This is a genomic window from Cohnella silvisoli, from assembly GCF_021190915.1.
Lineage (GTDB): Bacteria > Bacillota > Bacilli > Paenibacillales > Paenibacillaceae > Cohnella > Cohnella silvisoli.
In genome coordinates this window covers 40,008-54,251 of the sequence record NZ_JAIOAP010000027.1, presented here as the reverse complement: position 1 = coordinate 54,251, position 14,244 = coordinate 40,008, and the positions used below count along the sequence as shown (strand labels likewise).

Annotated in this window: 9 protein-coding genes; 1 reads left to right on the top strand and 8 read right to left on the bottom strand. The window is 49.6% G+C overall.

Going from position 1 to position 14,244, the window contains the following annotated elements; translation table 11 throughout:
* Window positions 1-29 precede the first annotated feature (29 nt).
* Together rplC and rpsJ are read right to left on the bottom strand one after the other, a co-directional pair.
* Complete coding sequence (gene rplC, locus K7P76_RS31735; RefSeq protein ID WP_232190111.1) at window positions 30-656, bottom strand: 50S ribosomal protein L3; 627 nt, start codon at window positions 654-656, stop codon at window positions 30-32.
* A gap of 47 nt (window positions 657-703) precedes the next feature.
* Window positions 704-1,012: a 30S ribosomal protein S10 gene (gene rpsJ, locus K7P76_RS31730; RefSeq protein ID WP_027087350.1), complete on the bottom strand. Its 309-nt coding sequence runs from the start codon at window positions 1,010-1,012 to the stop codon at window positions 704-706.
* Between the two features lie 333 nt (window positions 1,013-1,345).
* Between rpsJ and K7P76_RS31725 the strand changes: the two genes are divergently transcribed.
* Window positions 1,346-1,933 (top strand): YitT family protein, encoded by a 588-nt coding sequence (locus K7P76_RS31725; protein ID WP_232190110.1) that lies wholly within the window; start codon window positions 1,346-1,348, stop codon window positions 1,931-1,933.
* An 80-nt stretch (window positions 1,934-2,013) separates the two neighbouring features.
* Here the strand turns inward: K7P76_RS31725 and tuf are convergent, their stop codons facing one another.
* The 6 genes from tuf to rpoB all read right to left on the bottom strand — a co-directional run bounded on the left by tuf (window position 2,014) and on the right by rpoB (window position 14,066).
* Window positions 2,014-3,204: an elongation factor Tu gene (gene tuf, locus K7P76_RS31720; protein WP_232190109.1), complete on the bottom strand. Its 1,191-nt coding sequence runs from the start codon at window positions 3,202-3,204 to the stop codon at window positions 2,014-2,016.
* Between the two features lie 94 nt (window positions 3,205-3,298).
* Entirely contained in the window at window positions 3,299-5,374 is a 2,076-nt protein-coding gene (gene fusA, locus K7P76_RS31715; RefSeq protein ID WP_232190108.1) for an elongation factor G, read from the bottom strand.
* Between the two features lie 38 nt (window positions 5,375-5,412).
* Window positions 5,413-5,883: a 30S ribosomal protein S7 gene (gene rpsG, locus K7P76_RS31710; RefSeq protein ID WP_232190107.1), complete on the bottom strand. Its 471-nt coding sequence runs from the start codon at window positions 5,881-5,883 to the stop codon at window positions 5,413-5,415.
* Between the two features lie 63 nt (window positions 5,884-5,946).
* Window positions 5,947-6,369 (bottom strand): 30S ribosomal protein S12, encoded by a 423-nt coding sequence (gene rpsL / locus K7P76_RS31705; protein WP_115995304.1) that lies wholly within the window; start codon window positions 6,367-6,369, stop codon window positions 5,947-5,949.
* 416 nt (window positions 6,370-6,785) lie between these two features.
* Window positions 6,786-10,409, bottom strand: coding sequence for a DNA-directed RNA polymerase subunit beta' (gene rpoC / locus K7P76_RS31700; protein WP_232190106.1), 3,624 nt, complete (start codon window positions 10,407-10,409; stop codon window positions 6,786-6,788).
* A gap of 111 nt (window positions 10,410-10,520) precedes the next feature.
* Window positions 10,521-14,066 carry a DNA-directed RNA polymerase subunit beta gene (rpoB, locus tag K7P76_RS31695; RefSeq protein ID WP_232190105.1) on the bottom strand — a complete coding sequence of 1,182 codons (3,546 nt, stop codon included), beginning with the start codon at window positions 14,064-14,066 and terminating at the stop codon, window positions 10,521-10,523.
* Window positions 14,067-14,244 lie beyond the last annotated feature (178 nt).

The window sequence follows — 14,244 nt, the reverse complement described above, 5'->3', positions numbered from 1 at the left end:
GTGGTCCTCCTTTCCTCATACATTGTGAATTATTTCTTCACCGATGTGCGGATTTTGAGATAACTGTTGCGCGCGCCCGGTACGGAGCCTTTGATCAACAATACGTTACGCTCAAGATCGACTTTAACGATCTCAAGGTTTTGCACCGTGATTGTCTCGCTACCCATCCGGCCGTGCATTTTCTTGCCTTTCGGTACGCGGTTAGCATCGCGAATCGTCGCAAGTGAACCGTTACCGCGGTGGTATTTGGAACCGTGCGTCATCTTACCGCGTTGGAAGCCCCAACGTTTGATTGCGCCAGTCGTTCCTTTACCTTTGGAAATACCCGTTACGTCAACGTAATCGCCTGCGGAGAACTGGTCAACTTTAAGTTCTTGACCAACTTCCAAGTCAGCCGGAGCAAGCCCGCTAACTTCGCGAATGAAGCGCTTGGGTGCCGTGTTGGCTTTTTTGGCATGGCCAATGGCTGGTTTGGTTGCTAGCTTCTCGCGTTTATCCGCGAAGCCTAGCTGTACTGCTTCGTATCCATCGTTATCCGCACTTTTCTTTTGCAGTACGATGTTCGGAGTTGCTTCTACTACAGTAACCGGCACAACGCTACCGTCAGCTGCGAATAGTTGAGTCATTCCGAGTTTACGTCCCAAGATTCCTGACATGTTGACACCTCTTTTCCTTCATGGATCTAATTTACTTGAAGCTACAATTAAAGTTTGATTTCGATGTCGACGCCGGACGGCAGATCAAGGCGCATAAGCGCATCAACCGTTTGCGGCGTAGGATTGACGATATCAATCAAACGCTTGTGCGTACGCATTTCAAACTGCTCACGCGAATCCTTGTATTTGTGCACCGCACGCAGGATCGTAATGATCTGCTTTTCGGTCGGCAACGGAATCGGTCCAGATACACCTGCACCTGTACGTTTTGCCGTTTCTACGATTTTCTCCGCGGATTGATCCAGGATACGGTGGTCGTAGGCTTTCAAACGGATACGGATTTTTTGCTTAGCCATAGAATTCCCTCCTTCATTCGCCCAATTTTGGAATCGGACATACTCCGCGAGAATAACCCGACAATCACCGCTTTGGCTTCCCTATGGCAAAGGGGCCGGGTGTGTCGGCAACCTCTCACATCAACGCACAGTCACAGACCAACATTCACTATTATAGCGACCTGCCCAAGCGATTGCAACATAATTTTTATATTTTTATTCATCCGCCTTTTTCTCCAGATCCTTATGATGATAAGCCGTTTCTCATCTTCAATCATTTTCCAGTTCCATTCATGGCCTGCCTCTTTCTGCCATATAGATAAGACAGGCATTCAATGAAAGGACTGGTTGTGTTTGCTTTCACTCCATAAAGTTATCGTTATCATTATAGGCAGCCTATTGATTGCTTCCGGAATTGATTTCTTTCTCATGCCTATTAAAGTGCTTGATGGCGGCTTCATAGGCATTGCGCTAATAACCAATTATTTGTTCGGCGCTAAGGTAGGCCTTGTTCTCATCTTCTGCAGCTTGCCGGTTTTTATTTATACTTGGTTTAAGGACCGCCCCATTTTCTTTCACAGCTTATTCGGAATGATATTCCTGTCCTACTTCATTGATTTGTTCGATCCCTATAACCCGCTTGGTTCATTAGTCAACTCGTACCCCTTTATTGCTTCAGTCGCAGGCGGGGTCTGCATCGGCATTGGCTTCGGATTACTGCTTCGCTTTGATACAAGTACAGGAGGCGTTGATCTTCTTGCCATGCTATTGGCATCTAAGCTGCGAATTAATGTCGGCGTCATCATTTTGATGATGGATGCAATGGTCATTACTTTAGGCGGGATACTCTTTTCCGTAGATACGTTCTTCCTGTCCGTAGCTACGATATCCGCGGGAGGTTTAGCAACGAGCCTTTGTACGATTAAGTATTTTTCCTACTAATAAAGTATTGTTCGTTATCAAAAAAACAAAAAAAAGGGCAGTTCCGGCGCAATGCCAGAACTACCCTTTTAATTTATTGCTTACTTTTGAATGGAAGCAACTGCGCCAGCGCCTACAGTACGGCCGCCTTCGCGAATAGCGAAGCGAGTACCGTCTTCAACAGCGATTGGAGCGATTAGGGAAACAGTTACCTCGATGTTATCGCCAGGCATAACCATTTCAGTACCTTCTGGCAAGTTGATGATGCCAGTTACGTCTGTTGTCCGGAAGTAGAACTGCGGACGGTAGCCTGTGAAGAAAGGCTTATGACGGCCACCCTCAGCAGATGTCAGAACGTAGATTTGAGCAGTGAATTCCGTGTGAGGCTTAACGGAACCCGGTTTCGCGATGACTTGACCGCGCTCGATGTCTTTACGGTCTACACCGCGAAGCAATGCGCCAACGTTGTCGCCGGCTTGAGCGGAATCAAGCAATTTACGGAACATTTCAACGCCGGTTACGACGGATTTGCGAGTGTCTTCTACGAGACCGATGATTTCAACTTCATCACCGATTTTGATAACTCCACGCTCTACGCGGCCAGTAGCAACAGTACCGCGACCTGTGATTGTGAATACATCCTCAACCGGCATCAAGAAAGGCTTGTCAGTTGCGCGCTCAGGTTGCGGGATGTAGCTATCTACCGCTTCGAACAATTCGATGATTTTGTCAGCCCATGGACCTTCTGGATTTGACAAAGCTTCACGAGCTGCACCGCGAATGATCGGAGTGTCGTCGCCTGGGAAGTCATATTCGTTAAGAAGGTCGCGAACTTCCATCTCAACGAGTTCAAGCAATTCGTCATCGTCAACCATGTCGCATTTGTTCAAGAATACGACGATGTAAGGTACGCCTACTTGCTTGGAAAGCAAGATGTGCTCGCGCGTTTGCGGCATAGGGCCGTCAGCTGCGGATACAACCAGGATCGCGCCGTCCATTTGAGCAGCACCAGTGATCATGTTTTTAACATAGTCAGCATGTCCAGGGCAGTCAACGTGCGCATAGTGACGGTTAGGTGTTTCGTACTCAACGTGAGCAGTGGAGATCGTGATTCCGCGCTCGCGCTCTTCTGGTGCTTTGTCGATTTGGTCGAAAGCTACTGCAGCTCCGCCATAACGTTTGGAAAGAACGGTCGTGATAGCAGCCGTCAATGTTGTTTTACCGTGGTCGACGTGACCGATTGTTCCGATATTAACGTGTGGTTTGGTACGTTCAAACTTAGCTTTTGCCATGATTCTGTTCCTCCTTAATGATTAAAAGGATATATTTGTTGGCGGGTGGGAGCGCACATAGCGTATCCCATTCCCGTCCGCTTTCTAATGTAACTTAAGCGCCTTTGTGCTTGGAAATGATCTCATCGGAGATCGATTTCGGCACTTCTTCGTAGTGGGAGAGTTCCATCGAGAACACGCCACGACCTTGCGTACCGGAACGGAGAGTCGTGGAGTAACCGAACATCTCTGCCAACGGAACTTTTGCACGGACGATTTGTGCACCGAAACGCATATCCGATCCTTCGATGCGTCCGCGGCGGGAGCTCAGCATCCCCATAACATCGCCGAAGTACTCTTCAGGCACGGTTACTTCTACTTTCATGATAGGCTCGAGCAAGCAAGGGCTACATTTGTCCTTAGCTGCTTTAAGCGCCATCGATCCAGCGATCTTAAATGCCATCTCCGAGGAGTCGACATCATGGTACGATCCGTCAACGATAGTGGCTTTAATATCCACAAGCGGGAAGCCTGCGAGAACGCCGTTTTTCATTGACTCTTCGATACCCGCTTGAACCGGTGCGATGAATTCACGAGGAACTACGCCACCGACGACTTTGTTCTCGAATAGGAAACCTTCGCCCGGTTCACGCGGTTCGAACTCGATCCAACAGTGTCCGTATTGACCGCGTCCGCCGGATTGACGAACGAATTTACCTTCGACCTTCGCAGGGACACGGAATGTTTCGCGGTAAGCAACTTGCGGTTTACCGACATTCGTCTCGACTTTGAATTCGCGAAGCATACGGTCAACGAGAATTTCCAAGTGAAGCTCGCCCATACCCGCGATGATGGTTTGTCCGGTTTCTTCGTCCGTATGTGCACGGAACGTAGGATCTTCCTCGGACAGCTTCTGCAGGGCGATACCCATTTTATCTTGGTCGGCTTTCGTTTTAGGCTCAACCGCAAGTTGGATAACCGGCTCTGGGAAGTTCATCGATTCAAGAATTACTGGATGTTTCTCATCGCACAGCGTATCGCCCGTCGTTGTATCTTTAAGACCAACGGCTGCAGCGATATCACCGGCGTGAACTTCGCTGATTTCCTGACGGCTGTTCGCATGCATTTGCAAAATCCGACCAACGCGTTCGCGTTTGCCTTTAGTCGCATTTACAACATACGAGCCTGCGCTCAATACGCCGGAGTAAACGCGGAAGAAAGTCAAGCGACCCACATAAGGGTCAGTCATGATTTTGAATGCTAATGCTGAGAACGGAGCAGTATCGGAGGATTCGCGAACCGTTTCCGTACCATCATCAAGAAGTCCTTTAATAGCCGGAACATCAAGAGGCGATGGAAGGAAATCGACTACCGCATCCAACATCGGTTGAACGCCTTTGTTACGATAGGAAGAGCCGCATACGACCGGGAAGATTTTCACTTCACAGACGCCTTTGCGAAGAGCCGCTTTGATTTCCGGAACGGTGATTTCTTCACCCTCCAGGAATTTCATCGTCAATTCTTCGTCCAGTTCTGCAACTTTCTCTACCAAAATGGCCCGCAGTTCTTCCACTTGCGCTTCGTATTCTGCAGGGATTGCAACTTTCTCTGGGTCTTTGCCAAGATCGTCTTTGTATTTATAAGCAACCCGTTCAATCAGGTCGATCATTCCTACGAAAACATCTTCAGCGCCCATAGGCAGTTGAATCGCTACAGCATTAGCGTTCAAACGCAACTTCATGTCTCTTACGACATTCAGGAAGTCTGCACCGATGATATCCATTTTATTGACGTAAGCAATACGAGGAACGCCGTAGCGGTCAGCTTGACGCCATACCGTTTCGGATTGCGGTTCCACGCCTTCTTTGGCGCTAAATACGCCGACAGCCCCGTCCAATACGCGCAAGGAGCGCTCGACCTCTACCGTAAAGTCAACGTGACCCGGAGTGTCGATAATATTGATGCGATGCCCGTCCCATTGAGCGGTTGTAGCGGCAGACGTAATCGTGATACCGCGCTCTTGCTCTTGTTCCATCCAGTCCATCGTAGCGGCGCCTTCGTGCACTTCGCCGATCTTATGAACACGGCCGGTGTAGAACAAAATCCGTTCAGTAGTCGTGGTTTTACCCGCATCAATATGCGCCATGATACCGATATTACGCGTATTTTGCAAGGAGAACTCTCTTGCCATGGTACAGTCTCCCTTCATTTGTCATACTTAAGCGAATTCTACCAACGGTAGTGAGCAAACGCTCTGTTCGCATCCGCCATTTTGTGAGTGTCCTCACGTTTCTTAACGGCTGCTCCAGTGTTATTGGAAGCATCCAGAATTTCAGCTGCTAAACGCTCTACCATCGTTTTCTCTCCGCGATTGCGGGAGTAGTTAACGAGCCAGCGCAGTCCTAATGTCGTGCGGCGTTCAGGCTTAACTTCAATCGGAACTTGATAGTTGGCTCCACCTACGCGGCGAGCTTTAACTTCAAGTACCGGCATGATGTTCTTAATTGCGGCTTCAAAGACCTCCATAGCATCTTTACCGGAGCGCTCTTGAATCAGGGTGAACGCATCGTATAGAAGTTGCTGGGCTACGCCTCTTTTGCCGTCAACCATAATGCGGTTTACAAGACGAGTAACAAGTTTGCTATTGTATAGCGGATCCGGGAGTACATCCCGTTTCGGAACTGGTCCTTTACGTGGCATCGAAGTTCCTCCTTTCTTATTCATGTTGTGCAGCGTTAGGCGATAGAATCGCCAAATCGCTTATTAGGATTTTTTGACTTTCGGTCTTTTCGTACCGTATTTGGAACGAGCTTGCTTCCGGTTGTTAACGCCTGCGGTATCCAAAGCTCCGCGAACGATATGGTAACGAACCCCCGGTAGATCTTTAACCCGGCCTCCGCGCACGAGCACAACGCTATGCTCCTGCAAATTATGGCCGATCCCCCCAATGTAGGCGGTCACCTCAACACGGTTGGTCAAACGGACCCTCGCGTATTTACGAAGTGCTGAGTTCGGTTTTTTCGGAGTCATAGTTCCTACACGGGTGCAAACTCCACGTTTTTGAGGAGCGCTCAAGTCAGTTTCAACGCGTTTAAGAGCATTGAAGCCTTTTTGAAGTGCAGGTGATTTCGATTTAACGACCTTCGATTGACGGCCTTTACGAACTAACTGGTTAATTGTTGGCATGCTGCCACCCCCTTCCCATGAACGTAAGAAATAATTAGTAAACGACTCAACCGATACGCTTCTGCGAAGCCCACAGATCCAGGTGGTTCATTTTAAGAGACGAGAAAGGGCCCGACCGGCTAACTCAACCATGAAAATCACATTTCCTCAGCTGAAACACCGTATCAAACCCAACAATCTTATTCCTCAACGGTCACGGCAATTGCCGTTCCGACTCCAATGTCGCACGCTTTGCTTAGGTTACGCATGGTATCGATGTACGTCAGTTTGACGCACGTCTGGCACACACTAGGATATATTATCACTTCGATTTAGGTGTGTCAAGAACTTTGCGACGTGGTTTTTGATATGCGAGTATAAAAAAGCGAGTACCGTTGCCGGTACCCGCCTGCGCATAACTGAAGAGTTAACTAAGCTTATTCTACGCCTACCGGTTCGAGTTCAGCCGCTTCGTCTGTCGGTTCGTCAAATGGCGAAACGACGCGAATATTGCGGTAACGAGCCATTCCCGTACCTGCCGGAATGAGTTTCCCGATAATGACGTTCTCCTTGAGGCCAAGCAATCTGTCGACTTTGCCTTTGATGGCAGCATCGGTCAGAACGCGAGTCGTCTCTTGGAAAGACGCCGCCGAGAGGAACGAATCCGTCTCAAGCGAAGCTTTCGTAATCCCGAGCAATACCGGACGAGCAACGGCCGGTTCTTTATCTGCGAGAATCGCTTCGCGGTTGGCTGCTTCATATTCGTGAAGATCCACGAAAGCACCCGGAAGAAGAATCGTGTCGCCCGGATCAACGATGCGGATTTTGCGAAGCATCTGCTTGATCATAACTTCGATGTGTTTGTCGTTGATTTCAACACCTTGGTTACGGTATACGCGCTGAACTTCTTGCAAGATGTAGTTCTGAACACCGCGAATACCTTTAATGCGAAGCATTTCTTTAGGATCGATGGAACCGTCTGTCAATTCATCTCCAGCTTCAACCTGCTGTCCTTGAGTGACGCGAATGCGTGAGCCATAGCTTACAGGATAAATCTTGGACTCGGCTCCGCCCTGCAATTCGATTTCACGGCGATCCTTCGTTTCGCGAATTTCTTTAACTACGCCGTCCAGCTCGGAAATAATCGCTTGGCCTTTCGGATTCCGGGCTTCGAAGAGCTCTTGAATCCGCGGTAGACCTTGAGTGATATCATCCCCTGCAACGCCCCCGGTATGGAACGTACGCATCGTGAGCTGCGTTCCAGGCTCCCCGATGGACTGAGCGGCAATGATACCGACAGCTTCGCCGATTTCGACTTTTTTGCCGGTTGCCAGGTTGCGTCCATAACAAAGCTTACAGACGCCATGACGCGCACGGCAGCTAAGCACGGATCTAATCTGAACTTGCTTGATGCCTACACGGACGATTTCTTCCGCTTTAGGCGTATCGATGAGCTCATTGCGGTTTACGATGATTTCGCCATCCTCCGGATTGCGAATCGTCGCGAACGCGTAACGGCCTTCGATGCGATCGAACAGATCCTCGATGACTTCTTTGCCGTCTTCGATCCGGGAAACGGAAATCCCTTTATCCGTTCCGCAATCATCCTCGCGAACGATTACGTCTTGAGCTACGTCAACGAGACGACGAGTCAAGTAACCGGAATCGGCCGTACGAAGCGCTGTATCGGCTAGACCTTTCCGCGCTCCGTGAGTGGAGATAAAGTACTCTAGAACAGTCAGACCTTCGCGGAAGTTCGATTTGATCGGCAATTCGATGATTCGACCGGACGGGTTGGCCATTAGACCGCGCATACCGCCCAATTGGGTGATTTGCGATTTGTTACCCCGTGCTTTGGAGTCGACCATCAACATGATGTTGTTGTATCGATCCATCGATTTCATCAGAATATCCGTGATTTCGTCCTTCGTTTTGCTCCAGATCTCGATAACGCGGTCGCGACGCTCTTCGTTCGTAATCAAACCGCGGCGATATTGCGTAGATACGACATTAACGCGCTCCTCGGACTTTTGCAGGATTTGATCCTTCTCTTGAGGCACGATAACGTCGGATACGCCGATCGTGATCCCTGCGCGAGTCGAATACGTAAATCCTAGCTGCTTAATGTTATCGAGAATGACCGATGTTTTGGTCGTGTGGTAGATTCTAAAACATTCTCCGATGATATTCCCCAAATATTCTTTGCCTACAGCGCCAGGTATAGCAGGATCATTAATGAACTTGCTGATATCCGCGCCCTTCTCGTAGATAAAATATTTGTCTGGCGTTCCTTTAACCAAGTTCTGCTTAGTCGCTTCATTGATATACGGGAACGTATCCGGGAAAATCTCGTTGAATATGATCTTGCCGATCGTCGTGACGATTAGAGCTTCCTGCTGTTCCGGTGTAAAAGTCTTTTTCTTGAGCTCCTTAACCGGGATGACAACGCGAGCATGCAAGGAAATGCCCGTTACTCCGCGTTGGTATGCAGAAATCGCTTCATTAACGTCCGCAAAGCGAAGACCGGAACCATAAGATTGATTGTTATCCATTGTCAGGTAGAAGCAACCTAGAACCATATCCTGGGATGGAGTAACAACCGGCTTACCGTCTTTAGGGTTCAAGATGTTGCCCGAAGCAAGCATGAGCAAACGAGCTTCCGCTTGAGCTTCAGCGGACAACGGAACGTGAACCGCCATTTGGTCACCGTCAAAGTCGGCATTATATGCCGTACAGACGAGCGGGTGAAGCTTGATGGCGCGCCCTTCGACAAGGATCGGTTCGAACGCTTGGATACCTAATCTGTGAAGCGTAGGCGCACGGTTGAGCAGCACCGGATGTTCCTTGATGACTTCCTCAAGCACGTCCCAAACTTCCGGGCTGACACGCTCGACTTTGCGTTTGGCGCTCTTAATGTTGTGGGCCAGGCCCTTCAACACAAGCTCCTTCATAACGAATGGCTTGAATAGTTCCAAAGCCATTTCTTTAGGAAGTCCGCATTGGAACATTTTCAAGCTTGGTCCAACAACGATAACCGAACGTCCGGAATAGTCGACGCGCTTACCGAGCAAGTTCTGACGGAAACGACCTTGCTTACCTTTGAGCATGTGGCTCAAAGATTTCAAAGGACGATTGCCAGGTCCCGTAACCGGACGACCGCGGCGGCCGTTGTCGATCAAAGCATCTACCGCTTCCTGAAGCATCCGTTTCTCGTTCTGCACGATGATATCGGGGGCTCCAAGATCCAGCAAACGTTTCAAACGATTGTTCCGGTTAATAACGCGGCGGTACAAATCATTCAAGTCGCTCGTTGCAAACCGGCCGCCATCCAGTTGAACCATCGGACGAAGCTCCGGAGGAATGACAGGCAGTACGTCAAGAATCATCCAATCCGGCAAGTTGCCGGAGTTGCGGAAAGATTCTACAACCTCGAGACGTTTAATCGCGCGGTTGCGGCGTTGGCCTTGAGCGGTGCGCAGATCTTCCTTAAGCGTCTCTAGCTCACGGTCAAGGTCAATATCCTGAAGCAACCGTTTGACGGCTTCCGCGCCCATGCCAGCATGGAACGCATAACCGTATTTCTCCCGATAGCTGCGGTATTCTTTCTCGGAGAGCAATTGTTTCTTCTCGAGAGGCGTATCGCCTGGATCCGTTACTACGTAGGAAGCGAAATATATAATCTCTTCCAAGGAACGGGGCGACATATCGAGCGCAAGGCCCATACGGCTTGGAATTCCTTTGAAGTACCAAATATGCGAAACCGGAGCGGCCAATTCGATATGCCCCATCCGTTCACGGCGAACTTTCGCGCGTGTAACTTCAACGCCGCAACGATCGCAGACGACGCCTTTGTAACGAACGCGTTTGTATTTGCCGCAATGACATTCCCAGTCTTTGGTTGGACCGAAAATTTTCTCGCAGAACAAGCCTTCTTTTTCCGGCTTCAACGTACGGTAATTAATCGTTTCCGGCTTTTTAACTTCGCCTCGCGACCAAGACCGGATTTTATCCGGGGAAGCCAACCCGATTTTCATGAACTCAAAGTTATTGACGTCTAACAAGGAGCAAGCCCTCCTTCATCGTTGCTAAGATTTCAGATCTTAACGACGGCCCCGAAGGCCCGGCGTCATGCGCCCGAGTACCGCAGCTTGCGCTGCGCTCTTCCAACCGCATTATTCAACACCGACTTCTGAGCCCTCAAGATTAAGGTTCAGCTTATCACCAGCGGCATCGTCTTCGTCGTCCATTTCCTTCATTTCGATTTCCTGCTCGTCACCGGACAAGATCTTAACATCCATTCCGAGACTTTGGAGTTCCTTGATCAATACCTTGAACGACTCAGGAACGCCAGGCTCAGGAACATTCTCGCCCTTGACAATCGATTCGTAGGTTTTGACGCGCCCGACGACATCATCGGATTTGACGGTTAAGATTTCTTGCAGCGTATAGGCAGCACCATAAGCCTCGAGTGCCCAAACTTCCATCTCCCCGAAACGTTGGCCCCCGAACTGAGCTTTACCACCCAGAGGCTGTTGCGTAACGAGAGAGTAAGGACCCGTAGAACGGGCATGGATTTTGTCGTCGACCATATGCGCTAGTTTGATCATGTACATGACGCCGACTGTAACTTCACGTTCGAACAATTCTCCCGAACGTCCGTCACGCAGCTGCCATTTGCCATTACGTTTCATGCCGGCTTCTTCCATAGCATCGAAGACATCCGTTTCACGCGCTCCATCGAATACCGGCGTAGCGGAGTGAATGCCGAGAAGCTTACAAGCCATACCTAAGTGAACTTCCAGTACTTGACCGATGTTCATCCGCGAAGGTACGCCGAGCGGGTTAAGCACGACTTGCACGGGAGTACCGTCCGGTAGGAACGGCATGTCTTCTTCCGGCAAAATACGGGCGATAACCCCTTTGTTGCCATGGCGTCCGGCCATTTTATCGCCTTCGGAAATTTTCCGTTTTTGCGCGATATAGGCACGAACCAGTTGGTTTACGCCAGGAGGCAGCTCATCGCCGTTCTCGCGGGTAAACACTTTAACGTCGACGACGATTCCGTCCGTACCGTGCGGTACGCGCAAGGAAGTATCGCGGACTTCACGAGCTTTCTCACCGAAGATCGCGTGCAGCAAACGTTCTTCCGCCGTAAGCTCTGTAACGCCCTTAGGCGTAACTTTACCAACGAGAATATCGCCTGCGCTAATTTCCGCACCGACGCGGATGATGCCGCGCTCATCAAGATTGCGAAGCGCGTCTTCCCCAACGTTCGGAATATCGCGGGTGATCTCTTCAGGTCCCAGCTTCGTATCGCGAGCTTCTGATTCGTATTCTTCAATATGAATCGAAGTATAGACGTCTTCCCGCACCAATTTCTCGGAAAGCAAGATCGCATCCTCGTAGTTGTAACCTTCCCATGTCATGAAAGCAACGACGACGTTGCGGCCAAGCGCCAGCTCCCCCGTATCCGTGGAAGGTCCGTCAGCCATGATATCGCCTTTCTTGATGATATCTCCGCGGCGTACGAGCGGTCTTTGGTTAATACACGTTCCTTGGTTGGAACGCATGAATTTTTGCAGCTTGTATTTAACAATGTCGCCTTTGACTTCTTTGCCTTCGATCATCTCTACGCGACGCAATTGGATTTCATTGGCAGAAACTCGTTCGATGAATCCGTCATATTTGGACACAATACATACCCCGGAGTCTTTTGCAGACTTATGCTCCATGCCTGTGCCGACGAATGGCGCTTCAGGTATGAGCAATGGGACGGCTTGACGCTGCATGTTGGAACCCATGAGCGCGCGGTTGGAGTCATCGTTCTCGAGGAACGGAATCATCGCGGTCGCGACCGATACAACCTGCTTAGGGGATACATCCATATAATCCACGCGATCGCTTGGCATGGTCAGAATATTATCCGTCTGCTTGTTATAGCGAACGATAATATTTTCTTCCTTGAATGAACCGTCCGGGTTCAATTGAGCGTTCGCTTGCGCGATGATATAGTTGTCCTCTTCATCAGCGGTCATGTAAACAATATCGTTAGACACGCGATTCGTATGAGGATCTACTTTGCGGTAAGGAGCTTCGATAAAACCGTACTCGTTAATCCGCGCGAAGGATGACAAGGAGTTGATCAACCCGATGTTCGGTCCCTCCGGCGTCTCGATCGGACACATCCGGCCATAGTGGGAGTGATGGACGTCACGAACTTCGAAGCCCGCGCGTTCCCGAGTCAAACCTCCAGGTCCAAGTGCGGACAGACGACGCTTATGCGTAAGTTCCGCAAGCGGGTTCGTCTGATCCATAAACTGAGACAGCTGGGATGAACCGAAAAATTCTTTGATCGCAGCGATAACAGGACGAATGTTGATCAGCGCCTGAGGCGTGATCGCATTCTGATCTTGAATCGACATTCTCTCCCGCACGACTCTTTCCATCCGGGACAAGCCGATACGGAACTGATTTTGCAGCAATTCGCCAACCGAGCGAAGACGACGGTTACCCAGATGATCGATATCGTCCGTGTTCCCGACCGTTTGCAATAAATTCATGAAGTAGTTGATGGAGGAGATAATATCCGCAGGCGTAATATTTTTCACCGTTTTGTCGATGATGCCGTTGGAAATGACCTTTACCACTTTACCGTCTTCAATCGGAGAGTAAATGCTAACGGATTGTAACGGGATATCTTCAGCTTCATATACGCCGCCAGTTACGCGATAGTTTTTGAATCCAACGTTTTTCTCCAGCATAGGGAGAATTTGATCCAACAGCCGACGGTCGATCATTTGTCCGGCTTCCGCGATAATTTCGCCTGTGGATGGATCCACAAGGGTTTCCGCCAGCCTTTGATTAAACAGACGGTTTTTGATGTGCAGCTTCTTATTAACTTTGTAACGTCCAACATTCGCAAGATCGTAACGCTTCGGATCGAAGAAACGCGCGATCAACAAGCTGCGTGCGTTCTCCAATGTTGGCGGCTCTCCCGGGCGAAGGCGCTCGTAAATCTCGATCAGCGCTTTCTCGGTAGAATCCGTGTTGTCTTTTTCAAGCGTATTACGGATGTAATCATCCTGTCCGAGCAAATCCAAGATCTCCGCATCGGTTCCAAATCCCAAAGAACGAAGAAGTACCGTTACGGGGATTTTGCGAGTGCGGTCGATCCGTACGTAAATGATGTCTTTAGCATCCGTCTCAAGCTCCAGCCATGCTCCGCGATTCGGAATGACCGTAGCCGTATAGTTCTTCTTGCCGTTCTTATCTATCTTAGTACTGAAGTAGACACTTGGGGAGCGTACCAACTGGCTGACGATAACACGTTCCGCGCCATTGATAATGAAAGTACCCGTTTCCGTCATGAGCGGGAAATCGCCCATAAATACTTCCTGTTCCTTTACTTCGCCGGTTTCTTTGTTAAGCAACCGCACTTTAACGCGTAGCGGGGCCGCATAGGTAACGTCGCGTTCTTTCGCTTCGTCAACCGAATATTTCGGTTCACCCAGGCTGTAGTCGATAAACTCCAACACTAGATTGCCGGTGAAATCCGAAATTGGCGAAATATCCTGAAAAATTTCCCGCAAACCCTCGTCCAAAAACTTCTGATACGATTGTTGTTGGATTTCGATCAGGTTCGGAACTTCCAACACTTCATTAATGCGGGCGTAGCTGCGCCGTGCACGGCGGCCATACTGAACAAGATGTCCTGCCAACTTAACCTCACCCCTTAAGTCTGCTTCAACACAAAAATAAAGAAAAGCCCTTATGCGCCGGTTGGCGGCACAATGGCAACTCATCCTGCCTTTACCCCAAAACAAACAAATTATACGCCAACAAACGTGGATTTATTCTCGGGTAAAGGAACAGGCTTAGAGGTATATTGTGTTGAAG

Bases quoted from the DNA above. Each gene is read 5' to 3' on its own strand.
- rpsJ (WP_027087350.1), bottom strand. From the start codon at position 1,012: ATGGCTAAGCAAAAAATCCGTATCCGTTTGAAAGCCTACGACCACCGT.
- rpsG (WP_232190107.1), bottom strand. From the start codon at position 5,883: ATGCCACGTAAAGGACCAGTTCCGAAACGGGATGTACTCCCGGATCCG.
- tuf (WP_232190109.1), bottom strand. From the start codon at position 3,204: ATGGCAAAAGCTAAGTTTGAACGTACCAAACCACACGTTAATATCGGA.
- rpsL (WP_115995304.1), bottom strand. From the start codon at position 6,369: ATGCCAACAATTAACCAGTTAGTTCGTAAAGGCCGTCAATCGAAGGTC.
- fusA (WP_232190108.1), bottom strand. From the start codon at position 5,374: ATGGCAAGAGAGTTCTCCTTGCAAAATACGCGTAATATCGGTATCATG.
- rplC (WP_232190111.1), bottom strand. From the start codon at position 656: ATGTCAGGAATCTTGGGACGTAAACTCGGAATGACTCAACTATTCGCA.